The sequence below is a fragment of the Streptomyces sp. NPDC101227 genome (genome assembly GCF_044767545.1).
Lineage (GTDB): Bacteria > Actinomycetota > Actinomycetes > Streptomycetales > Streptomycetaceae > Streptomyces.
The window spans coordinates 55476-76882 of sequence record NZ_JBIWOD010000019.1 but is presented as its reverse complement, the minus strand read 5'-3'; the positions used below and the strand labels follow the sequence as shown (position 1 = coordinate 76882).

At 73.2% G+C, this 21407-nt stretch carries 20 protein-coding genes; 8 read left to right on the top strand and 12 right to left on the bottom strand.

Translation table 11 applies throughout. The features are described 5' to 3' along the window. Window positions 1-14: 14 nt before the first annotated feature. The 7 genes from ACIRPT_RS33250 to ACIRPT_RS33220 all read right to left on the bottom strand — a co-directional run bounded on the left by ACIRPT_RS33250 (window position 15) and on the right by ACIRPT_RS33220 (window position 5765). Entirely contained in the window at window positions 15-932 is a 918-nt protein-coding gene (locus ACIRPT_RS33250; RefSeq protein ID WP_403834012.1) for a hypothetical protein, read from the bottom strand. Window positions 933-1000: 68 nt separating this feature from the next. Further along, window positions 1001-1411 (bottom strand): DUF2511 domain-containing protein, encoded by a 411-nt coding sequence (locus tag ACIRPT_RS33245; RefSeq protein ID WP_403834010.1) that lies wholly within the window; start codon window positions 1409-1411, stop codon window positions 1001-1003. Continuing rightward, window positions 1408-2439, bottom strand: coding sequence for an ABC transporter ATP-binding protein (locus ACIRPT_RS33240; protein ID WP_403834008.1), 1032 nt, complete (start codon window positions 2437-2439; stop codon window positions 1408-1410). The genes ACIRPT_RS33245 and ACIRPT_RS33240 overlap by 4 nt, the downstream gene beginning before the upstream one ends. After that, window positions 2436-3230 carry a hypothetical protein gene (locus ACIRPT_RS33235; protein WP_403834006.1) on the bottom strand — a complete coding sequence of 265 codons (795 nt, stop codon included), beginning with the start codon at window positions 3228-3230 and terminating at the stop codon, window positions 2436-2438. Before ACIRPT_RS33235 ends, ACIRPT_RS33240 begins: the two co-directional genes overlap by 4 nt. Further along, window positions 3230-3871: a hypothetical protein gene (locus ACIRPT_RS33230; protein ID WP_403834004.1), complete on the bottom strand. Its 642-nt coding sequence runs from the start codon at window positions 3869-3871 to the stop codon at window positions 3230-3232. Before ACIRPT_RS33230 ends, ACIRPT_RS33235 begins: the two co-directional genes overlap by 1 nt. Window positions 3872-4290: 419 nt before the next feature. Further along, entirely contained in the window at window positions 4291-5211 is a 921-nt protein-coding gene (locus tag ACIRPT_RS33225; RefSeq protein WP_403834002.1) for a hypothetical protein, read from the bottom strand. After that, window positions 5208-5765 carry an RNA polymerase sigma factor gene (locus ACIRPT_RS33220; protein WP_403834000.1) on the bottom strand — a complete coding sequence of 186 codons (558 nt, stop codon included), beginning with the start codon at window positions 5763-5765 and terminating at the stop codon, window positions 5208-5210. Before ACIRPT_RS33220 ends, ACIRPT_RS33225 begins: the two co-directional genes overlap by 4 nt. Window positions 5766-6112: 347 nt before the next feature. On the opposite strand from ACIRPT_RS33220, the gene ACIRPT_RS33215 reads away from it, so the two are divergent. The 7 genes from ACIRPT_RS33215 to ACIRPT_RS33185 all read left to right on the top strand — a co-directional run bounded on the left by ACIRPT_RS33215 (window position 6113) and on the right by ACIRPT_RS33185 (window position 15159). Further along, on the top strand, window positions 6113-6280 hold the full coding sequence (locus tag ACIRPT_RS33215) for a gallidermin/nisin family lantibiotic (RefSeq protein WP_078971490.1): 168 nt from the start codon (window positions 6113-6115) through the stop codon (window positions 6278-6280). 150 nt (window positions 6281-6430) lie between these two features. Continuing rightward, window positions 6431-9640, top strand: coding sequence for a lantibiotic dehydratase (locus tag ACIRPT_RS33210; protein WP_403833998.1), 3210 nt, complete (start codon window positions 6431-6433; stop codon window positions 9638-9640). After that, window positions 9637-10989 carry a lanthionine synthetase C family protein gene (locus tag ACIRPT_RS33205; protein ID WP_403833996.1) on the top strand — a complete coding sequence of 451 codons (1353 nt, stop codon included), beginning with the start codon at window positions 9637-9639 and terminating at the stop codon, window positions 10987-10989. The genes ACIRPT_RS33210 and ACIRPT_RS33205 overlap by 4 nt, the downstream gene beginning before the upstream one ends. A 59-nt stretch (window positions 10990-11048) precedes the next feature. Continuing rightward, window positions 11049-12062 carry an ABC transporter ATP-binding protein gene (locus ACIRPT_RS33200; RefSeq protein WP_403833993.1) on the top strand — a complete coding sequence of 338 codons (1014 nt, stop codon included), beginning with the start codon at window positions 11049-11051 and terminating at the stop codon, window positions 12060-12062. After that, window positions 12059-12871 (top strand): ABC transporter permease, encoded by an 813-nt coding sequence (locus tag ACIRPT_RS33195; protein ID WP_403833991.1) that lies wholly within the window; start codon window positions 12059-12061, stop codon window positions 12869-12871. The genes ACIRPT_RS33200 and ACIRPT_RS33195 overlap by 4 nt, the downstream gene beginning before the upstream one ends. Continuing rightward, window positions 12868-14160: a DUF6895 family protein gene (locus ACIRPT_RS33190; protein ID WP_403833988.1), complete on the top strand. Its 1293-nt coding sequence runs from the start codon at window positions 12868-12870 to the stop codon at window positions 14158-14160. Before ACIRPT_RS33195 ends, ACIRPT_RS33190 begins: the two co-directional genes overlap by 4 nt. 84 nt (window positions 14161-14244) lie before the next feature. Continuing rightward, the gene (locus ACIRPT_RS33185; protein WP_403833986.1) at window positions 14245-15159 is read left to right on the top strand and encodes a class I SAM-dependent methyltransferase; all 915 of its coding nucleotides are present in this window, start codon (window positions 14245-14247) and stop codon (window positions 15157-15159) included. On the opposite strand, the gene ACIRPT_RS33180 is transcribed toward ACIRPT_RS33185, so the two are convergent. From ACIRPT_RS33180 to ACIRPT_RS33170, 3 genes are all read right to left on the bottom strand, one after another. Continuing rightward, on the bottom strand, window positions 15104-15709 hold the full coding sequence (locus ACIRPT_RS33180) for a hypothetical protein (protein ID WP_403833983.1): 606 nt from the start codon (window positions 15707-15709) through the stop codon (window positions 15104-15106). The two genes, ACIRPT_RS33185 and ACIRPT_RS33180, sit on opposite strands and share 56 nt — an antisense overlap. A gap of 149 nt (window positions 15710-15858) precedes the next feature. Beyond that, entirely contained in the window at window positions 15859-18315 is a 2457-nt protein-coding gene (locus tag ACIRPT_RS33175; protein WP_403833981.1) for an MFS transporter, read from the bottom strand. A 216-nt stretch (window positions 18316-18531) separates the two neighbouring features. After that, window positions 18532-18975, bottom strand: coding sequence for an SRPBCC family protein (locus ACIRPT_RS33170; RefSeq protein WP_403497417.1), 444 nt, complete (start codon window positions 18973-18975; stop codon window positions 18532-18534). Between the two features lie 158 nt (window positions 18976-19133). Here ACIRPT_RS33170 and ACIRPT_RS33165 point away from each other — a divergent pair, with 158 nt between their 5' ends. Continuing rightward, the gene (locus ACIRPT_RS33165) at window positions 19134-20204 is read left to right on the top strand and encodes an Rv2578c family radical SAM protein (RefSeq protein ID WP_403833979.1); all 1071 of its coding nucleotides are present in this window, start codon (window positions 19134-19136) and stop codon (window positions 20202-20204) included. On the opposite strand, the gene ACIRPT_RS33160 is transcribed toward ACIRPT_RS33165, so the two are convergent. Together ACIRPT_RS33160 and ACIRPT_RS33155 are read right to left on the bottom strand one after the other, a co-directional pair. Beyond that, entirely contained in the window at window positions 20168-20554 is a 387-nt protein-coding gene (locus tag ACIRPT_RS33160) for a MerR family transcriptional regulator (RefSeq protein WP_403833977.1), read from the bottom strand. The two genes, ACIRPT_RS33165 and ACIRPT_RS33160, sit on opposite strands and share 37 nt — an antisense overlap. 46 nt (window positions 20555-20600) lie before the next feature. Further along, entirely contained in the window at window positions 20601-21386 is a 786-nt protein-coding gene (locus tag ACIRPT_RS33155; protein ID WP_403833975.1) for an SDR family NAD(P)-dependent oxidoreductase, read from the bottom strand. Window positions 21387-21407: the final 21 nt, after the last annotated feature.

Genomic DNA, 21407 nt, shown 5'->3' with positions numbered 1-21407 from the left:
CGTCGCGCGGCGCTTCAGCTGGCGCGTGCGGGCACCGGATGCACCAGACCCCACCCGGCGGCCAGCGAGAGCAGCTCGGACCGGCCGGCGACGCCGAGGTCGTCGTAGAGACGGCGAATACGGCGGTACATGGACCGCTCGGAACAGTAATGGCGCCGTGCGATTTCCGACACGGTCGCCGAGGTACAGAGCGAATGCAGCAGTTCCCGGTCGCAGTCCGGCACGCCGGACCCCGGCGCGAGCGGTGCCGGCGGGTCGGGCGGCGGCTGGGGTTCACGGCGCCGTTCCGGGACGGAAACCGGATCGGGGGCCGCGCCCCGAGCCGGCTCGGGGGGTGCGTCGAGCGCCGACCGTGCCCTGGCCACCGAATCGGCCAAGGCGGACTCCGGACGCCGTGATCCGTGCGCCTCCCGGTGCGGCGCGAGCGGAGGTTCCCAGCCGGCGTGGCCACTGTCGTCCGCACAGCGATGGCCGCCGTGGTCGCCGGTGACACCGGGGACGGAACGGAGCCAGGCGGCGGAGCCGTCGACGGAGCTTGCCACGCGGTGCGCCCGGCACTGCGCGTACAGCATGTCGGTCTGGCGCTCCCCGGGGATGGCGAGGTTGAGCACGAAGTTCGCCCCGGAGCGGATGGCGTAGTACGTCTGATGGCCCGAGACATCGTTGGTGACGGCGACGAGCAGCGCGAGGGGATGCCGGACCCGTACGACGCGCAGCCCCTCGGCCTGGAATTCGCTGGTGACGGGCATCAGGACCGGGAGGTCGAGGGCGGTGCCGGGGGCGGTCAGAGCCGCGTCCTCGACGAAGTCGACGCGGTCCAGGCCGGGGCGGAGACCGCTGAGCGGGGAGTGTGGCGACTCGAATTGGGCTCGGAGGCCGGACTGGGCCAGGAGATGCAGCCCGGTGGCGGACGAGGCGTGCTGATGCTGCATGGTGTTGCCCCCCGTGTGGTGCGTTCGTGCGGTTTTCCTTTGGTGGTGCGCGGGCCGGCCGGCTCGGGTCAGTGAGCGGCGCGGCAGAGCTTGAGGGTCTTGCTGAGCAGGGAGCCGAGGCTCACCTTGTCGCCGTTGTCACCGGAGGCGCGCAGCGGGTCGATGTCACGGTATCCGGCATTACGGGCACGGTCGTTGAGAGCGTAGGTGGTGCCGTCGGGAACGGTGAAGACCGCCTGATTGTCTTTACGGCATTCGGCAGTTCCGTGGTCGACCTTGAGCGGCCAGGTGTAGCCGAGGTTCTTCTCGCTCATCTTCTGCTTGCCGGCGGTCGGACTGGGCAGCGGTACGGGGTCCGTGGTGTGCGGTTCGCTGCGGCCGCCGCCCCCGCAGGCGGTCAGGCCCAGCAGGGCCAGTCCGGCCAGGGCGGAGGCGACGGCGGTTCGGGGCTGCCGGGCGGATCGGGTGTATGCGCTCATGTGTTGGCCACCTCGCTATCGGAACTGTTGGAGCTGTCGGAACCGCTGGAGCTGTCGGAACCGCTGGAGTGACGGGGATTGCCGGCGCTGCCGGAGGCCCCGGTGGGTTCGGAACGGTCTGGCCGGCTGTCGGTCTGTGAAGAATTCGCGCGTTCTGGTGCGCGCGCCTTCCCATCGGCGCACAGGAGCGCGGCGTAGCCGTCCTCGAGCGACGGCTCGACCGGGCGCGCCCCCTCGGGCGGATGGGTGGTGACGATGCGGTACTCGGGCCCCTCGGCGGTGGTCACCGCGCTCACCACCTCCGCGCCGGGCGGCGGCCCGGCCGCCTTGAACGCGTAGGTGCACCCCGCGGCCTGGCTGACCAGCGCGGCGGTGGTGTCGTGGAAGACCAGCCGGCCGGCGGTGAGGACGGCGACTTCGGGGCAGGTCTGGGCGACGTCGTCGAGGATGTGGGTGGACAGCAGGACCGTACGGCCGCCGCCGAGCCCGGCCAGCAGGGCGCGGAAGCGCATCCGTTCGTGCGGGTCGAGTCCGGTCGTCGGCTCGTCGATGATCAGTACGGAAGGGTCCCCCATCAGCGCCTGGGCGATGCCGACCCGGCGCTTCATCCCGCCGGAGAACCCGGCCAGCCGTTCGTCCGCACGGTCCTCCAGGCCGACCTCGGCGATCTTGGCCTCGACCTGCGTGCGGCGGGTGCGCTTGTCGCGCATGCCCTTGAGGACGCCGATGTAGTCGAGAAACTCGCGGGCCGTCAGGTCGGGGTAGAGGGAGAGCTCCTGCGGGAGGTAGCCGAGGGTGCGTTTGACGGCGGTGAGGCCGTGGCTGGTGGACAGATCGTGGCCGGCGACGGTCACCCGCCCGGAGGTGGGCCGCAGTACGCCGGTGAGGATGCGCAGCAGCGTGGTCTTGCCCGCGCCGTTGGCGCCCAACAGTCCGACGGTGCCACGGTCGATGTGCAGATCGACGGCGTCCAGCGCGCGGCGGCCGCCGGGGTGGACCTTCGTCAGTCGCTCAGTGGTGATGTTCATGATGCTCCGTGTCGGCGTAGTCGGGCGACGAGATGGCCGAGGGCGTAGCAGGCCGCGGCCATGGCCAGGACGAGGGCGAGGTTCAGCAGGGCGGTGGCGTCGGAGACTTCGGGGCGCAGCGGGCCGGAGCCCTGCCGGTTGGCCCAGATCTGGGGGGCGTGCGCCCAGGCGGCCAGCGGATAGCCGCCGAGCGGGGAGAGGACCGTGCCGGTGGCGGTGGGCAGCGGGGAGAACCTCGGCGGGAAGTGAAGGGCCCACAGCCACACCACGACCGTGACGGCGCGCGCCGCGGCGACCGGCATCAGCACGCCGAGCAGCCCGGCGAACGCGGTCACCAGGAGCGCGGCGGGCAGTACGGCCACCACCAGGGCGATGACCGTCGAGGCCAGCGGGGCGGCGGAGCCGGCGGTCACCGAGATCACCGCTCCGTAGAGGAGGAAAAGGCCGACGACCGGCGCCAGCGCGGTCAGCAGCGGCCCGATCAGGGTGCCGGTCGTGCGTGCCAGCAGCCCGGCGGGCGTGGCGGTCAGCAGTTCGGGCATGCCGCGTGCCTCGAGGGAGCGGCGCAGCCGGTCGGTGAGCGCGAGGCCCACGCCCAGGGTGCACAGGGTGTTGACCAGCACCGCGGCCGCGCCGCATCTGGCCGCCGGGTCGCTGTGTCCGGTGACGACGGGTGAGGTGGCGGCGAGGAGGAGGCTCAGCAGGGCCAGCGGGAGGACGGCGGCCCATACGGCCTTGCGGCGGGCGGCCATCAGCGCTTCGTAGCGCAGGGTCACGAGCAGGGCGGTCATCAGGCCTCCCCGGGGCCGAAGCCGGGACCGGAGGCGCGGCCGAGCCGGGCGCCCTGGCTCCCGCCGGGCCGGAGGGCGCGCAGCGCCAGCGCGGTCAGCCAGCCGCCGGCCAGCAGCGCGGGCACCGCCTGCGCCGCCCCCTCCGGTACCACCCGGTCGATCAGCAGGAGTTTGGCCAGGACCATGGCCACGACCAGTCCCGTGGCGGGCGCGGCCGAGCCGGACCGTACCGTCGCCCATACCGCGCAGCCGCCGAGCAGGACGGTCAGCCCGGCCAGCTCGACGAGGGTGACGGCGGGGTCGAGGTGCTGGCCGGTGGCCGCCAGCGCCCCGGTCATGGCGAGGCCGGCCGCCGCGGTGACGGCGGCGGGCCAGGTCAGACGGCGGGCGACGGTGCGGGCGTAGGCGGTGGGCAGCGACAGATGGAGCTCGGTCATCGGCTCCCGGGCGACCACGGCCGCGCAGGCCAGGGCCGCGGCGGTGGGCGGGGCGCAGGTCACCAGCGCGCGGCCGAGCAGCAGGCCGTCGCCGGTGCGCGTGGCCGTCGCCCCGTATGCCAGGAGGGCCGCCAGCAGCGGCAGGACATACGCCTGCCGCCCGCAGCGGCGGACCTCGTAGGGCCACCAAGTCGCAGCAGTCATTGCGCCATTCCTCCCATGTGATCCCGCGGAAAGCAGGCGGTACGGACAGTACGTAGCGTTCCGGCTCTCTGCGGTTCACATGCGTCCGGAACGCTGGAATCGCCTGCGCCCGGAACGGGGGTACGCCTGCGCCCGGAACGCCTGCGCATGGAGCGGCGGCGCCAGGGGGCGGAGGCGCACGTACGCCTGGGGCAGCGGTACGCCTGCGGCCGGAGGGCCGCTGTCGGTGCGGCCGTACCGAGAGGTGGTGGTACGCCTGCGCGCCGAGCGAGGGCTTGATCGCGCCCGAATTCGGGCGCTTTGCACCCCCCTACCCCACCCACACACCCTCCCCCGCCCCCACCTGCCCTCCCCCCGTAGGGGGGAGGGCAGGTGACGGGGGGTGGGGGCGGGGGCGCGCGAACGGAGCGTGGGCCCGGCTAGTCCGACGGCGCCGGCCCCCCGGCCGTCCGCATGGCCATGGCGGCCCAGGCCAGGAGTGCGAGGGCCGGCAGCAGCGTCCAGGGCGTGGTCGACAGCAGGCTGCCCGTCAGGTTCTGCAGCGGCGTGGTGAACATGCCCTGGGGGCCGCTGAGCAGGCCGAGCAGCCAGAGTGCGCCGCCGGCGGCCGCGCCCACGGCGGGGGCGAAGCGTACGGACAGGGCGAGCGCGAGGGACGCGGCCAGCAACGATTCTCCGAGCCAGCTCGCGACCACCGTCCGCCAGGCCGGCCCGTCCAGCAGCGCCGAACAGGCCAGGGCCAGTACCACATCGGCGCAGAGCACCACCGTCAGCCGGGCGAGGAACACCGCCGCGGGCGGCACCGGCAGGGTGAACAGCAGCTCGCGCCGGGGGTCCCGGCGAGGCGAGGCCACCAGCAGCGCGCCGAACAGCATCAGCAGGACCACGACGCCACCGAACACCCGCAGCGCGAGACGTTCCTGGGTGAAGGTCGAGGCCAGCAGCGCGGCGCCGACGATGCCGAGGGCGCTCGCCGGCGCCCAGATACGTGGCAGCAGCGCGGCCTGCCGCACTGCGAGCAGCCCGGCCAGCCGCCAGGGCTGGGCGAAGCCCCGGGGCGCGAAGCGGCGGGCGGGCCGCTCCGCCGTCCCGGTCTCCGTGGCGGACTCCGCCTCATGCCGGCCGGCTTCCGCCAGCGCGGGCCCCATGAGCACGTCGAACGAGGGGACCGCCACGGTCTGTTCCACCGCATCCGCCCGGGCCGCCTCGCCGATGCCCTGCCACACTGCCATCCGCGTACGGCAGTCGAGGCAGCCGTCGAGATGTCGCTGGTGCTGCGCGGGGACCGCGCCGGGCCGGGAGAGACGCGCCAGGGCGTCGTCCGCGAGGTGAGGTGTCATCGTCGTCCCGTTCCTTCCAGCCGCGTGGCGGCGAGCATTTTGCCCAGCCGCCTTCGCGCATGGGACATCCGGCTCTTGACGGTGCCCACCGGGATGGCGAGCACGGTGGCCACTTCCGGGTAGGCCAGGTCCTCGACCAGCACCAGCGCAAGGACCTCGCGCAGATGTTCGGGAAGCGCCCGCACGGCTGTCAACAGCGCCGTACGGTCGGCGTCCTGCACGATCTGGTCCTCGATGCTCGGCGCGGGGTCCGGCACATCGCGCGCCTCGGCGAGATCGGTCAGTTGCGGCCGCGATTTCCGGAGCTGGTTGTGGGCCTGCCGTCGTGCCACGCCCAGCAGCCAGCCCCGTACGGAGGACTCGGCGCGGAAACCACCCGCCGAACGCCACACGGCCAGCCAGGACTCCTGAAGGAGCTCTTCCGCGACCCCCTGATCCGAGGTGAGTCTGCGGATGAGGCGGAGCATGGCGGCCGCGTGCCTGTCGTAAAGGGCCCGCAGGGCGGCCTGGTCGCCACGGGCGACCGCGGTCAGCAGAGCTTCGTCCGAACACACACCATGTACGTATCCAAGAATCCGGGATCGGTTCACGGTTTCACCGGGTTCATCCGAGTGATGTCCGAAACGGATCTCGGTGTGCGGTCCGGATCCCGCCGGCATTCGGTCCGGATCCCGCCCCTCCTACGGCCCGGCCCCTCCGGCGACCGGGCCGGATCCGGCTGCCGGACCGACCGGATTTTTCTTCCCGCCACTGCCGCGCTCCCGGCCTTCTGCCGCGTAACTGCCAAGACTGCCAAGACCGCTCAGAACGATTGAAGAGCGTCGAATGACCGTGGTTGCGTGAAGCCCGGATCGCGATCCATGCACATCCACCCGTCCATGTGATTTCAACGGAGGACACCATGGGAATCAACGGACCCGCCCAGACGCAGGACGACGGCCTGTTCGACCTCGACCTGGAGATCGGCGTCGAGAAGTCCGTCGCCGGCCCGGCCGTCACGAGCATCTCCTACTGCACCCCCGGGTGCACCAGCGACGGCGGCGGCTCCGGCTGCAGCCACTGCTGCTGACATCACCGGCCGGTGGGGCCGGGCGGGCGCTCGCCCGGCCCCACCGGCCGTTCCCGCCGCATACGGAGGCCTCGTCCGCAGGCCTCGTACGAAGCGGCGCAAGGACGAGCGCAGGGGCACGGGGCAGGGGCAGCGAGAGCAGGGGGAGCCATGGGGGAAACACAGACACCGCACGCGCCGTTCGCGGCCCGGGAGCTGTTCCTGCTGCGTGCGCCGTTGGCGCCGGACGCACCCGGCCTCCCCCTCCCCGATACGGGCGGCCCCCAGGACGTCGACGCCTGTGTCGCGCTCCTCTCCTCGGTCGATGGCGACCCCGCGCTGAGCGAGGCGCTCGACCTCGCCTCCCCCAGCCTCAGCGCCCTGGTCCACCGGGTCGGCGAGCGCGGTGGCGCCGGGATCAAGACCGGTCAGCTGCGCCGCGCCGCCCTCGCCGCGCTCCGCTACGACATCCGGATGCGGACCAGGCCCACCCCGTTCGGCCTGTTCGCGGGGGTGGCGACGGGCGTCTTCGACGCCACCGCCAAGGTGGCGCGCGGCCGCGCGCACCGCACCCGTACCCATGCCGATATGCAGTGGCTGACCAGGATCGGCCACCGCCTCGAGCGCGATCCGGCCGTGCTCGGCGCGCTCACCGTGCAGGCCCACCAGGCCTTGGTGCCCGCCGGGGACCGGCTGGTGCTCGTCTCGCCCTCCACCCAGGGCGTCGCCCCCTCCGAGAGCGGGGAGGGGCGCTCTTCGGTTTCCGTACGCAGGACGCCGGTCGTGGCGCGGGCGGTGGCCGAGGCGGCCGGACCGCTGCCGTACGAGGAGTTGGTCCGCCGTACGGCCGCGGCCTTCCCCACGGCTCCGGTGGACCGGATCCGCGCCCTGCTCGGGGAGCTCGTGCGGCAGGAGATTCTGATCACGGGCCTGCGCCCGCCGCTGGACGGCGGCGATCCGCTGCGGCACGTCCTCGGCCTGCTCGCCCGGGTTGCCGGGCCCGGCGCGGAGACCCGCCGGATCCACGCCGCGCTGCTGGCCTTCGACCGCGAGCGGCGGGCGTATGACGCGCGCCCCGTAGGCGAGGGCCGCGCGTCGCTGCGCCGCCTGTTGGAGACCGCCCGGTCCCTCGAGCCGGACGACACGCCCCTGCACATCGACACCCTCCTGGATGCCGAGCTGCATCTGCCGTACGCGGTGCGCGAGGTGATCGAGGCGGCGGCCGGTGTGATGTGGCGGCTCTCCCGTCCCAAGCTCGGGCTGTTCGCGCTGCGGGACTACCACCGCCGTTTCCTCGATGCATATGGGGCCGACCGCTTGGTGCCGATTCTTCAACTCCTCGATGAATCAACAGGTTTGGGGGCGCCGGCGGGCTACGGATGGCCCAACAGCGAGGCCGCGCCGGTGCCGCCCGACGATCCGCGCACCGCCCGCCGCGACCGCGCGATGGCCCGGCTGGTGGCCGTCGCGCACCGCTCGGGGCGGCGCGAGGTGGTCCTTCAGGACGCCGATCTGGCCGAGCTGTGCCATGACGTCGCCGATCTCGCGGACCTGCCCAGCTGCTGTGAGGTGACGGTGCAGGTCGTCGCCCCTTCGACGGACGCGCTGTCCAACGGGGAGTTCCGGGTCTTCCTCTCGCCGTCGCCCGGCTCGCACCGGGCGGGGGCCACCTTCGCCCGGTTCGCCGACCAATGCCCCGGCTGGCGGGAGGCGTTCGGCGCGCTGCACCGTGACAATCCGGTGCACATCGAGGGCGCCGTACCGGTCGATCTCGCGTTCCGGCCCCGCTCCGGACGGGCCGCCAACCTCGCCCACACCGTCCCCGCGACCGGCCGTCGGATCGGCGTCGGGGTGCCCGACGCGAGCGGCGTCGAGGAGCTGCGGCTGTCCGACATCGCCATCGGCGCCACCCTGGACCGCCTGACGGCCGTCCATCTCCCCACCGGCCGCGAACTCGCCCCCGTCCTCGGCAATATGGTCAGCGCCCCCGCCCAGGCCCCCAACGCCATCCGCCTGTTGTGGGAGATCGGGCTCGAGGGCCAGCGGCTGTGGGAACCGTGGAACTGGGGTCCACTCGCGGATGCGCCGTTCGTTCCCCGGGTGCGCCACGGCCGGTTCGTACTGGCCCCCGCCATCTGGCGGCCGGACGAGATCCGTACGGCCGGCGAGCGGCTCCGTACGGCGGGCGGCGCGCGCGAGGCCGGCTGGGCGCGGGCGGTCGGGGACTGGCGGGCCGCCTGGGACGTACCGCGCCGGATCCTCGCCGTCACCGCCGACCAGCGTCTGCTGCTCGATCTCGAGAACGTCTGGCATCGCGAGCTGCTCCTCGACCAGGTGCTGCGGCATCCCGATCTGATCGCACAGGAGGTGCCGGGCGAGCACGAGTGCGGTGTCGCCGGCCCGCTGGCCGGGCATGTCACGGAACTGGTCGTGCCGCTGGTCCGCCGGGATACGGGACTCCCGCGCCGCCGCCCGTACGCCGGTCACCGGCAACCCGATCGCACGGTCCATGGCCTCGGTGGCGATTGGCTCTACCTCAAACTGCACGGCGCCGCCCGCGCCCAGGACGGCCTCCTGTGCGACCGTCTGCCCCAACTTCTCGCCAGGGCGGCCGAGTTGGGCGTGGACGACTGGTTCTTCCTCCGCTACACGGACGACGCCGGACATCATCTGCGACTGCGGCTGCACGGCCCGGACCCGCGCGCGCTGTGGGGCGCGGTGGCCCCCGAGGCCGGTGCGCTGCTGACGAGCTGGCAGCGCGCGGGCCTGCTGCGCGGCCACAGCCTCGCGCAGTACGACCCGGAGACCGAGCGCTACGGCGGCCCGGCCGCGCAGCGTCTGGCCGAACGAGTCTTCCGGTACGACAGCGAGGCCGCCCTCGCCCTGCTGCGGCTGGCCAAGGAGCCCGGCAACGATCACGACGTCGACGATCTGGCCGTCATCTCCTGCGCCGCCCTGTCGCACGCCTTCGGCCCGCCCGCGCCCGGCGCTCCCCCGCCCGCCGACGACTACGGCCGCGACGGCGCCGCCGCGTGGTTGTCGATGACCGGCTCACGCCGCGATCTGCCCGCCGAGTTCCGCAGCATTGCCGCCCGGTGGCGGCGCATCGTCGACCCGTACGGCGGCTGGCCCGCCCTCGCCGGGGATCCCGTGGGCGCCCGCGTCCTGGAGGCGCTCCGCCCTCGGGACGAGGCCGTCCGTCAACTTGCCGCCCAAGTAAGGGAGTCGGGCGACACCCCGGAGGGTCGGGTCGTCGGCAGTCTGCTGCACATGGTCTGCAACCGGTTGTTCGGCGGTTCCAGCGCCCGCGAAATGACCGTGCTGGGCATCGCACGCGGCGCCGTACAGGACCACCTCAACCGCCGGAGGCACCAGCCGTGACCGCAGCCACGCTTACGCAGGGCGCCATCACCCTGGTCGGCGAGCGGCTCGCCGACCCCGCGCAGGTCGCCGCCGTGGCCTCCCGTGACGACAACCGCGATCCCGTCTACGACGCGGTGATGTGGGGCCCGCTCACCCTCGCCAACGGACTTCCCGGCACGGCCCTCCTCTACGGCGAGCTGGCGCGTGCCGACGGCACCTGGCGGCCGGTCGCCCACCGCCATCTGGCGGCCGCCGGGCGGGCCATGGCATCGGCGCCCAGCCATGGCCTGTTCTCCGGTCCGGCCGCGCTGCTGGCCGCCGCGCAGACCTGCGCCGGACGGGAGGGGCACTACGCCTCGCTGCGGCGCGATCTGGCGACCTGGGTCGCCGAGGACCAGACGGAACGGCTGCGGGCCGTCCGCGGCCGTGCCCAGGAGGGCGGCGCCGGCGTGGACTGGGCCGCGTACGACCTGATCAACGGGCTGTCCGGGACGGCGCGCCTGCTGCTGGACTCGGCGGCCGACCCGGCGGAGAGCGGCCCCGCGGTGGAGGCGGCCCTCACCGCATCGCTCCGCCACCTCGTCGCGCTGAGCGCGCCGATCCGGGTCGACGGCCACCGCGTCCCCGGCTGGTGGGTGCCCCCCGAGCTCCAGATCAGCGACCGCGACCGGGCGGACTATCCGCGCGGCGACTTCAACCTCGGGATGGCCCATGGGATCAGCGGGCCGCTGGCGGTGCTGTGTTCGGCGTACGAGGCGGGCCGCGAGGTGCCCGGGATGCGCGCGGCCGTCGAGTACATCGCCGAGTGGCTGCTGGGCTGGACGCTGCGGGACGAGGCGGGCGCCTACTGGCCCGCCCGGGTGAGCTGGGACGACGAGCTGGCGGCGCGGCGCCCGGACGCGCTGTTCACGCGTACCGCCTGGTGTTACGGCACGCCGGGTGTGGCCGCCGCCCTCCACCGCGCGGGGACGGCGCTGGGCCGGCCGCGCTGGCGCGAGGCCGCCGTCGATGCGCTGCGGGCCGCGCTCCGCCGGGACGAGTCGCGGTGGGCGATCGAGGGCCCCACGGTCTGCCATGGGTACGCGGGCCTGCTGCGCGTCCTGGCGCGGGTGGCGGTGGCCTCCGGTGACGACGAACTCCGTGCCGGATGCCAGCGGTTGCGGGTCAAGGTGCTGGGGTGCGCCGATGCCACGGCGCCCTTTGCCTTTCGTCACCTCATGCGTTTTTCGGCTGCCGCCCGCTCGCCCGTCGCGCACCGGGCGGTGAATGTCGCGGGGATGCTGGAGGGCGCCGCGGGCGTCGCCCTGGCGCTGCTGCCGGTGGGCGGCGAGCCGCTGCCCTGGGACCGCTGTCTGGGGCTGGTATGACCGCACGGCGCGCAGCGGGGAATGTCCCGTCCGAGGATCTCCAGGAGAGGAATGTCCCGATGCCTTCGACGCCCCCCGCCTTCGAGGTGGCCGGTCTCGTGGTGCGCTACGGCAAGCTGACCGCCGTCCAGGAGGTGTCGCTGGCCTCGGCGCCGGGCCGTATCACCGCGCTGCTCGGTCCCAACGGCGCGGGGAAGTCCAGCCTGCTCAGGGTGCTGTCGACGGCGGCGCGGCCGGACGGCGGCAGCGTACGGATCTTCGGGCACGACGTGCGCGAGGCGCCGATGGCCGCCCGGCGGCGCCTGGGGCTGGTCTTCCAGGAGCGCACGCTCGACAAGGAGCTGTCCGTCGAGCGCAATCTGTGGTTCCACGCCCGGCTGTTCGGGATGAAACGCGGTGACGCGCGGGCCCGTATCGACCTGATGCTGGAGCTGTTCGGCCTCGCCGACCGCCGCCGTGACCCCGTCGAGGAGCTGTCCGGGGGGCTGTCCCGGCGCGTGGAGATCGCCCGCGCCCTCCTTCACCGCCCGGGGCTGATCATTCTCGACGAGCCGACCAATGGGCTGGATCCGGCCGCGCGCAGCGCCGTATGGGCCGATCTGCTGCGGCTGCGGGCCGAGCTGGGCGTCACGGTTCTCTACTCGACGCACTACATGGACGAGGCGGAGTACGCCGACGACATCGTCATCCTGCAGAAGGGGCGCGTGGTCCGGCGCGGCAGCGTCGACCGGCTCAAGAGCGGGCTGGACTCGTCCCGGATCGTGGTGTCCTGCGCGGACAATGACGCCGCCGCGCGTCAGTTGCGCGCCGTGGGCTTCGATCCGCTGCTGGGCGCCGAGGGGGTCTCCGTGCACTGCGCCGACCCCGAGACCCGGATCGCGGAGGTGGTGCGGGCCCTGGACGTGCCGGGACTGACCGTGTCCGTACGGCATCCGTCCATGAACGACGTGTACTTGGCCGCCGCCACCGGGGACGACGGGCCTCGCGAGAGCGGCGGGCCGCGGGCCCTCGACGGGCAACCGGGGCCGCACGGCCAACGGCAGACGGTGCCGGAGGGCGTGAGGACGCCATGACCGCGGCAACCACCCACGTTCCCGTCCCCTCTCCCGCCCCGGCCGTCGCCGAAGGGCGGTTGTCCGTCGCCCTGCGCGCCATCTCCGTGATCGCCCACCGCGATCTGCTCCGCCAGGTCAAACGGCCGGGCGTGCTCTTCAGCCAGGCGGTACAGATCGTCTTCTTCGTCCTCGTCTACGCCGTCGGTTTCGACGGCATGATCCCCTCCGTGGGGTCGGTGCCCTTCAGCGCCTATGTCTTCCCCGGCATCATCGCCATCCAGGTGGTCTCCATCGGCGTCGCGTCCGGCCAGTCGTACGCCTGGGACCGCGAATACGGCGTGCTGCGCGAGCTCCTCGTCGCTCCGGTGCCGCGGATCTGTCTGCCGCTGGGGAAGGTCGCGGCGGGCGCCGGGATGGTGAGCGTGCAGAGCGTCGTCATGCTGGCGTTCTCGCCGCTGATGGGGGTGCATCTGACGGCGGGCCGGTTCGTGGCCGCGGCGGGCTGCTATGCGCTGACGGCCACGGTCTTCAGCGTCATCGGCCTGTGCCTGGCCACGGTCATCACCCGGGTCCAGACGCTCCAGGCGACCGTCCAGCTGGCCATGTTCCCGATGCTGTTCCTGTCCGGCTCGGTCTTCAGCGCCCGGGACGCGCCGGGCTGGCTGGCGCTGATCATGCACCTCAATCCCATGACCTATGCCGTCGATCTGGCACGGGGGACCTTGCTGGGTGGCGGCGAGCTGCTGGTGTGGTGGGCGGATCTGGCCGCGCTGGGCGGGATTCTGGCGGTCGTGCTGGTGCTGCTGCGGGTGCGGAGCGGGCGATGAGCGCCGCGGGCGGCCCGGAGGCCTGCTGGGCCCCGGTGCCCGCGCACGCGCGGCCCGTCGGGACGCCGTCGGCTGAGGACGCGGCGGAGGGGGCGGACGCGGCGGAGGAGGCGGCGGCCGGTGCCCTGTCCGGGGCGCTGGGCTGGCTCGATACCCACCTGGAATGGTTCGCCCCACACCTCTGGGAGCGCTTCCTGCCGCGGCGCCCCTTCCGCCCCGGACCGCTGCTCGAACTCCTTGGCCTGATACGGCTGTTGGACCGCTCGGGCCATCTCCCCAAACACGCCCCACTCCCCTCCCGCGCCCTCGATCTCGCCGAACGGGCCACGGCCGACCCGGACTTCACCCGCGGCCTGTGCCGCGCCGACGAGCTCTTCCCGTACCACCTCAACCTCATCGCCCTGCTGGAGCTCCTCGGCCGCCCGCAGCCCGCGCTGCGGGCGCGGGGCGAGGCCCTGCTGGCGGCGGGCGCCGGCGCCCATGCCCGGCCGTACAAGCCGGTGCTCGGCCGGATCGAGCTGCGCTACTTCCTCGACCGCGGCGGCTTCCCGGCCCCCGCCCCGCTGCCCGACCTCGGCACGCTCTTCCGCGAGAGCCTGCCCGCCCTGCGCCCGGACGTCCTCCACCTCACCGAGAGCGAGACCTACGCCCTGACCCATGCCCTTTTCTACGTCACGGACTTCGGCGGCCGTGATCTTCCGGGCGGCCCGGAGGAGGCGGCCCGGCTGCGCGAGACCGTACGGGTCCTGCTGGCCGTGCATCTCGCCCGTGGAAGCCTCGACCTGGCCGCCGAACTCCTGCTCTGCACGCAGGCATTAGGGATCTCCGCCGCCCCTCCGGTGCGCTACGGCTGGTCCGTCCTGGCCCGCGCCCGGCGGCCGGACGGCGCGGTGCCCAGCCCCGTTCACCGGCCCGAGGTCCTGGCCACACTCAGCGGCGACAAGGCCGCGGCCTATCTCTTCGGCACCTGCTACCACACGACCCTGGCGGCGGGGCTGGCTGCGGCGGTACGGATCGAGCGCGGCGGGGGCGGCCGCGCCGACTGTGGTCCGCAACTCCCCTGCGCGGCGCCCGAGGAGATCCTGCGCTGGACCCGGGAGGCGGCCCAGGCCCCGCCCTCGTCGCGGGAGGCCTGGGCGGCCCACGTCGTCCCCTTGCTGGTGCTCTGCGTGCAGGCGCGCGACCTGCCCGTCCTGACGGAGGTGCTGCGGGCGGCCGAGGCCCTCGGGCAGGGGGATGCCCCGGTTGTCCGCTCGGCGGCCGCGTACGTGTCCGCGCAGACCGGCTGACCGCCGGTACGACTTTGCACCCCGTCGGGTGAGCGACACTCCGATCGCCGTCGTACGGGACCGGTCTCCCGATATCAACGCCACATGACCGAGGATGTGCGCCACCAGGCGGTGCCGGGCCGTATCAGGGCAGACCTCCGGGGAGTCCCCGAAACGGCGCTGTGGACGGTCTATCACCGGGCCGCCGAGGCCGCCCGGGGGGACACCGTGCTGCCGGACCCGCGCGCGGTACGGCTGGTCGACGAGGTGGAGTACCCGTTCGAGGAGCGGCTCGGCGCCGCCCGGCCGTGGGTGGCGCAGGCCATCGCGCTCCGTGCGCTGGCCTTCGACGGCGCGGTGCGCGCCTTTCTGGACCGGCATCCGGAGGGCACCGTGATCGCGCTCGGGGAGGGTCTGGAGACACAGTTCTGGCGGGTGGACAACGGCCGGGTCCGCTGGGTCACCGTGGATTTGACCGATCCGCTGGAGCTGCGCCGGCGCCTGTTGCCGCACGGCGCCCGCCAGCGGCTCGTCGCCTGTGACGCCCGCGAGCGCCACTGGATGGCCGGCATCGAGTCCTCGCGTGGGGTGCTGGTGACCGCCCAGGGGTTGCTGATGTATCTGCAGCCCGCGCAGGTGCAGGGGCTGATCGGCGCCTGCGCGGCGGCCTTTCCCGGCGGCACGATGGTGTTCGACACCGTGTCACGGCGGTTCAGCGCCCGTTCCCGCGCCGGTGCCCGGGGGCCCGGCGGCCATCGCCTGCCGCCGATGCCCTGGGGCATGAACGCGGCCGAGCGGAAGGCGCTGCGTACCGCCCACCCGGCCGTCACCGAGGTGGCCGATGTCCCGCTGCCCGCGGGCCGCGGCCTCCTCGGCTTTCTGGCGCCGCGGGCCGCGGCCGTGCCGTTGCTGCGCGGGGACCGGCCGCTGATCACGCGGCTGCGGTTCGGCGCGGGCGCGGCGGCTACTGAAGCACGGGTCGCGAAGGCCCCTCCGGGTCCTCGCTCAGGAACTCCGTGATCAGTTCTGCCGGGTTGGCGGCTCTGGTCATCGCGAACATCTCGTCGGGGTTGAACATGTCGTAGAGGACCACCGGCAGTGGCCGGCCCAGGGTGCCGACGATCCGGCCGTCGGAGTGGAGCTGCCGCGCCAGCTCGACGCAGAGTTCACGGAACTGTGCGTCGAGTTGTTCGCCCCGCTCGTCCTGCTCCGTTTCGGGGAGCCCGTCCTCGTACCAGAGGCCTTTGGTCTCGGCCTCCCGCCGGTGCAACTCGGCGCCGGCCGGGTCGTGTTCGCGATGGTGGCCGACGATGCGGATGCCTTCGAGCCCCGAGGGCGGGAAATAGGCGTAGTTCCAGCGCACGTCCCATGCCTCCGACGGGCTCGACTCCGCCGGCATCCGGGCCACCTCGAGTTCGGTGTTGTAGCCGATCGCCAGGTACGGGAAGCGGGGGTCTTGGCCGACGCTGTCGATGCGGAACGTGACGACGTAGATCTGGGGAAGCAGCTCTTGGGGGAACTCCGCCAGGGCGCGCGCCGTCGCCTCCCTCATGTGCTGCCGGAACGTCATCAAGAGCTCTCCTCGGTGGCCTGCGGGATCACGGCGGTCGGCGGCGGTCGACTGGGCGGAACTCTAACCAGCCGCCGCAGCGCCCGCCCCGCCGTGGCACCCGGCCCCCGCGCCCACCACGACGGGGCGGCCGCGCGGGGGCGGCGGGCTCAGTCCTCGTGGCCCAGTTGGAGGTCGCGTTCGGTGCGGCCGCCGCCCGCTACCTGGAGGACGGTGGCCACGGGCGGATATCCGGCGGCGATCACGGTGTACTCGCCGGCCGAGAGGTCCACGAAGCGGAAGAGGCCGTCGGGTCCGGTGGTCGCGGTGTCCACCACGTTGCCGCCGGCGTCCAGCAGGGTGACCCGGGCGTCCTCCACGGGGCGGCCGCCGCCGGCCCGTACGGTCCCGCGCAGCACCGCGCCGCCCGCGAGTTCGATGTCCTGGCGGGTCTCGCGGGAGGCGTGGACGGTGACCGGCAGCGCGGCGGGCCGGAACGCCGGGGCGCTGGAGGCGAGGGTGTATTCGCCGGCCACCAGCTCGCCGATGACATAGCCGCCTTCGCGGCCGCTGCGGGTGGTGGCGACGACCTCGCCGCGTACGTCGGTGAGGGTGACCATGGCGTCGCGTACGGGGGTGCCGTCGCCGGTGGTCACGGTGCCCGCGAGGCGGCCCGCGCCGCCGAGCACCACATCCAGTTCGACCGGCCGTTCGCCGACCGTGACGGTGACGGCCTGCGGCTGGTGGCCGCCGGCGGCCGCGATCAGCACATAGGAGCCGGCGCCGGGGGTGCTCAGCGCGTACCGGCCGTCTTCGCCCGTGGCGCCGCGTCCGATCTGGCGGCCGGCGACGTCGATGAGGGTGAGCGCGGCGCGGGGCACGGTGGAGCCGTCGTGGTGCCGGACCGCGCCGCACACGGGGACGCCGGCCGGGGCCGGGGCGTAACCGGCCGTGGGGGCGTGGCCGTTGACGGCGGTGCGCGCCCGGGGCACGCCGGCCGAGGGGTCCTCGGCGTCGCCGTAGGGCGCGTGCGAGGTCTGGGGGGCCTGCGATGCATGAGAGGCGTAGGACACCAGTGGTTTCTCTTTCAGGAAGATGGCGAGCAGGAAACCCACGACGAGCACCGGCGCGAGGTAGAGGAAGATCCCCGGCATGGCGTTCGCGTACGCGGCGATGTAGCTGTCCCGCAGTCCGGCGGGCAGGGCTCGTACCAGTTGCGGAGTGAGCGAGTCCGGGTCGGGCAGGCGCGCCGACTTGGGAAGTTCATGGGCGAGTTGGCCGGCGAGGCGGTGGGCGAAGAGGGCGCCGAAGAGGGCCGCGCCGATGCTGCCGCCGAGCTGGCGGAAGTAGGCGGTGGTGCCGGTGGCGGTGCCGAGATCGGTGCGGCGTACGGAGTTCCGTACGGCGAGCGCCAGCACCGGCATGACGAAGCCGATGCCGAGGCCGAGGATGCCCGTCCAGAGGCTGTAGACGCCGCGCGAGGTGTCCCGCTCCATCCGGGACAGCAGCCACATTCCCTCGGCGGCCACCGCGCAGCCGAGGATCGGGAAGAGCTTGTGGTGGCCGGTGCGGCTGATGAGCCGGCCGGCGACGAGGGAGGCGAGGACGATGCCGCCCATCAGCGGCATCATCAGCAGGCCTGATGCGGTGGCCGTCGCGCCGTCGACCATCTGGAGGAAGGTCGGCAGATAGCCCGCGGCGCCGAAGAGGGCGATGCCGACGACCGTCCCGACGAGATGGGTGAGGGTGAAGACGGAGTCGCGGAAGAGCCGGAGCGGCATCAGCGGTGCGGTGGCGAAGTGTTCGACGGCGAGGAACAGCAGGGCGGTGCCGAGGGCACCGGCGCCGAGCCCGAGGATGACCCGCGAGTTCCAGGCGTAGTGGGTGCCGCCCCAACTGGCCAGCAGGACAAGGCAGGTGGAGAACGCGGCGAGCAGCAGCGCGCCCGCGATGTCCAGCTTGGGGCGGACGGGGTGCCTGGGGAGTCTGAGCGCGCCGGCGATGAGGAGGAACGCCAGCGCGCCGAAGGGGACGTTGAGGTAGAAGCACCAGCGCCAGGAGGCGTGGTCGGTGAAGAGGCCGCCGAGCAGGGGACCGGCCATGGCGGCGAGTCCGAAGGCCGCGCCGAACAGGCCGAGGCAGCGGCCGCGGGTCCGGGGCGGTACGACCTCGGCGATGACCGCCTGGACGCCGATCAGGAGGCCGCCGCCGCCGATGCCCTGGACGGCGCGGAAGGCGATCAGCTCGTCCATGGAGCGCGACCAGCCGGTCAGTGCCGAGCCGGCGACGAAGACCAGGATCGCGAAGAGGAGGACCGGCTTGCGTCCGAAGAGGTCGCCGAGCTTGCCGTGGAGCGGCAGGCCGATGGTGGAGGCGAGCAGGTAGGCGGTGACCGCCCAGGACATCATGGGCAGGCCGTGCAGCTCACCGACGATCCTGGGGAGCGCGGTGGCGACGATGGTCTGGTCGAGGGCCGCGAGCACCAGCGTCAGTGTCAGTCCGACGAAGACCGTCCGCCTGCGCCGGGAGCCCAGGGCCAGGCCTGCCCCGCCGCCCGGGTAGACGGCGACGGGCACCACTGCCCGCTTGGCCCGCTTGCCCCTTTTTGCCAGGGTGGTCCCGCCCACGTACTGCCTCCCTCGTCACACCTGCACCACCGCCCCTTTTTCGCATCGGGCGATAACAGCGAACAAGTACGACGAAAGGGGGCATGCGGGGCGGGAAGGGGCGTCAAGTACGTTGCCCGGGGCGCCTATTGGGCTCCCATCAGGGGTTTCCGTACGACGATGGCCGGGACGACCGGACACCGCGGCGCAACGGAAACCACCCGAACCGGTGACCGGCTACTTCTCCATCTCCTGGGCGAGCTTGGCGAGGATCGTGTCGTAGATCCGGCCGAGCCCCTTGGGAGCGAAGGTCCGCTCGAAGAAACCGCCAATGCCGCCGGCGCCCTGCCAGTTGGTGGTGACCACGACGTTCGCGCGGTTCTCGCCCGCCGGGGTGACGACCCAGGTGGTCACCATGGAGGAGTTGCGGTCCTTCTCCACGAGCTGACCGTCGGTCGGCTCGTCGACCTCCAGCAGGCAGTCGCGGACGCGCTTGCTGGTGGCCTGGAGCTTCCAGTGGACGACGGTGCCCTTGCCGTCGCCGCCCTCGCGGACCTCGTACTCGCTGAAGTGCTCGGGCAGCAGCTTCTGGCGCGTGCCGCTGTAGTCGGCGAGCGCGTCGAACACGTCCTCCGGGTCCGCCGCGATCTCGCGCTGCGTGGTGGCCTCGACCTGACCCATGTGCGTCTTCCTCCAGTTAGTCGGCTGCCGGTCCTGCGATGCGCCGCCAAGCCAACCACCACTGGGCGGCGCGCCCAAAATCCGGGGTGACAGCCGACAAGGGAACATGTGTTCTATTATCGAGAACGGGGGCTCGACAGGACCCTGAAGGAGGCCCGATGCGCTGGGACAATCTGGGCGAAAGCCCTGCCGCGCTGTTCGGCACGGACGTCGTCAGCCGGACGATCGACACCCCCGAATTCCGTGGCATCACCTTCCACGAAGTGCGCGCCCGCTCGATCGTGAACCGCGTCCCGGGCGCCTCCCGGATGCCGTTCGAATGGACCGTGAACCCGTACCGCGGGTGCAGTCACGCCTGCGTCTACTGCTTCGCGCGCAAGACCCACAGCTATCTGGACCTCGATACGGGGCTCGGCTTCGACTCGCAGATCGTGGTGAAGGTCAACGCCCCCGACCTGCTGCGCCGCGAGCTGACCGCCCGGCGCTGGCGCGGCGAGCACATAGCCATGGGGACGAACGTCGACTGCTATCAGCGGGCGGAGGGCCGGTACGCCCTCATGCCCGGCATCATCGCGGCGCTGCGCGACCACGCCAACCCGTTCTCCATCCTCACCAAGGGCACGCTGATACTGCGCGACCTGGAGCTGCTGCGGGAAGCCGCCGACGTGACCGACGTCGGCATCTCCGTCTCCGTCGGCTTCCTGGACCGCGAGCTGTGGCGCACGGTCGAGCCCGGCACGCCGGCCCCCGAGCGCCGCCTGGACGTGGTGCGTACGCTCACCGCGCACGGCATCCCCTGCGGCGTCCTGATGGCACCGGTGATCCCGTTCCTCGGGGACGCGCCCGACCAGCTGCGGGCGACGGTCCGGGCCATCGCCGAGGCCGGCGCCGGTTCCGTCACGCCGCTCGTGCTGCATCTGCGGCCCGGCGCCCGCGAATGGTTCATGGCGTGGCTGGGCCACCACCACCCGCATCTGGTGCGGCGCTACGAGCGGATGTACGCCGGCGGCTCGTACGCCCCCACCTGGTACCAGCGCCGCATCACCCGCCAGGTCCACGAGTTCGCCCGGGAGTACGGCATCGGCCCCTACCGCGCCGGCGAGCACCGCAACGTCCGCGATGCCCGTGACGCCCGCGATACCCATGACACCACCGGCGCGGCGTCCGACGCGGATCCGGCCGGACCGCGCGATCAGCCCGCCGAGCCCACGCAGTTGACGCTGCTGTGAGCCTCCGGCACGGACGCCAGGGCGCGCGCCAGGCGGTCGCGGGCGGCCGTCTGGGCGGCGATCCGCCCGTCGATGACGGCGAGCCGCTCGCGGGCGATGCGCAGGCCTTCGGGTGAGGGCGGCGCGGTGGTCATATCGCCGTCCAGGCAGTGCGTGAAGCACCGTACGTCGGCGAGCGTGAGCCCGGCGGCGAGGAGGTGCAGGATGTTGCGCACCCGTACGGCCGTGCCCGCGTCGTAGTCGCGGTAGCCGTTGGCCGTCCGCTCCGAGCCGATCAGCCCTTCGTGTTCGTAGTTGCGCAGCGCCCGCGGCGACGCCCCCGTCAGCCGTGCCAGCTCCCCGATCCGCACCGGACCACCTCCGGCGACGTTTCTAGCAGGAAGGCGGCGGGCCCGGTCAGCCGACCACCGCTCCCCCGTCCACCGGCAGCACCACTCCCGTCACGAACGAGGCGGCGGGGGCGGCCAGCTGCGTGATCGCCCAGGCCACCTCCTCGGGCCGCCCGACCCGCCCCATCGGGGTGTGGTCGATCTGCCACTGGCGGACGGCCTTCCGCTGCTCCGGGGACCAGCCCTGGTGCAGCGCGATCGGGGTCTCGATCGCGCCGGGTGCGACGGCGGCGACCCGTATGCCGCGTGGTGCGAGCTCCACCGCCCAGCTGCGGGTGAGCAGTTCGAGCGCCGTCTTGGTGGCGGCGTAGACGGAGTTGCCCGGCCAGCCGCGCTGCCCGACCGAGGTGCTGAGGTTGATCACCACCCCGCCGGTCCGCTCGAGGTGCGGTACCGCCGCCTGGGTCAGCAGCACCGGCGCGACGAGGTTGGTGGCCAGCAGCGGGGCCATCAGCTCCTTGGTGTAGCCGCCGAGCGCCGCATTGCCCACCGTGGCGGCGTTGTTGACCAGTACATCCAGCCGCCCGTACGTCTCGGCCGCGTACCGCACGAGGTCCTCGGGCGCCCCGTCCCCGGTGATGTCGGCGGCGTACGGCACGATCGCGCCGCCCGCGGGGCACTCCCGTGCGGTCTCCTCCAGTGGTGCGCGCCGGCGTCCGACGGCCACCACCCGCGCCCCCTCGGCCGCGAAGGCGTGGGCGGTGGCCCGGCCGATGCCCGTGCCGGCACCGGTGACGATCACGACCCGCGCGGCGGGCGAGGGGGACGCGTTGCGCTTCTGTGCGTTGTCCATGCCGGGAGTCTCGAACCCTGC

Excerpts from the sequence above, each read along its gene's own strand:
- ACIRPT_RS33250 (WP_403834012.1), bottom strand. The coding sequence starts at position 932 with ATGCAGCATCAGCACGCCTCGTCCGCCACCGGGCTGCATCTCCTGGCC.
- ACIRPT_RS33245 (WP_403834010.1), bottom strand. The coding sequence starts at position 1,411 with ATGAGCGCATACACCCGATCCGCCCGGCAGCCCCGAACCGCCGTCGCC.
- ACIRPT_RS33240 (WP_403834008.1), bottom strand. The coding sequence starts at position 2,439 with ATGAACATCACCACTGAGCGACTGACGAAGGTCCACCCCGGCGGCCGC.
- ACIRPT_RS33235 (WP_403834006.1), bottom strand. The coding sequence starts at position 3,230 with ATGACCGCCCTGCTCGTGACCCTGCGCTACGAAGCGCTGATGGCCGCC.
- ACIRPT_RS33230 (WP_403834004.1), bottom strand. The coding sequence starts at position 3,871 with ATGACTGCTGCGACTTGGTGGCCCTACGAGGTCCGCCGCTGCGGGCGG.
- ACIRPT_RS33225 (WP_403834002.1), bottom strand. The coding sequence starts at position 5,211 with ATGACACCTCACCTCGCGGACGACGCCCTGGCGCGTCTCTCCCGGCCC.
- ACIRPT_RS33215 (WP_078971490.1), top strand. The coding sequence starts at position 6,113 with ATGGGAATCAACGGACCCGCCCAGACGCAGGACGACGGCCTGTTCGAC.
- ACIRPT_RS33210 (WP_403833998.1), top strand. The coding sequence starts at position 6,431 with ATGGGGGAAACACAGACACCGCACGCGCCGTTCGCGGCCCGGGAGCTG.
- ACIRPT_RS33200 (WP_403833993.1), top strand. The coding sequence starts at position 11,049 with ATGCCTTCGACGCCCCCCGCCTTCGAGGTGGCCGGTCTCGTGGTGCGC.
- ACIRPT_RS33195 (WP_403833991.1), top strand. The coding sequence starts at position 12,059 with ATGACCGCGGCAACCACCCACGTTCCCGTCCCCTCTCCCGCCCCGGCC.
- ACIRPT_RS33190 (WP_403833988.1), top strand. The coding sequence starts at position 12,868 with ATGAGCGCCGCGGGCGGCCCGGAGGCCTGCTGGGCCCCGGTGCCCGCG.
- ACIRPT_RS33185 (WP_403833986.1), top strand. The coding sequence starts at position 14,245 with ATGACCGAGGATGTGCGCCACCAGGCGGTGCCGGGCCGTATCAGGGCA.
- ACIRPT_RS33180 (WP_403833983.1), bottom strand. The coding sequence starts at position 15,709 with ATGACGTTCCGGCAGCACATGAGGGAGGCGACGGCGCGCGCCCTGGCG.
- ACIRPT_RS33170 (WP_403497417.1), bottom strand. The coding sequence starts at position 18,975 with ATGGGTCAGGTCGAGGCCACCACGCAGCGCGAGATCGCGGCGGACCCG.
- ACIRPT_RS33165 (WP_403833979.1), top strand. The coding sequence starts at position 19,134 with ATGCGCTGGGACAATCTGGGCGAAAGCCCTGCCGCGCTGTTCGGCACG.
- ACIRPT_RS33155 (WP_403833975.1), bottom strand. The coding sequence starts at position 21,386 with ATGGACAACGCACAGAAGCGCAACGCGTCCCCCTCGCCCGCCGCGCGG.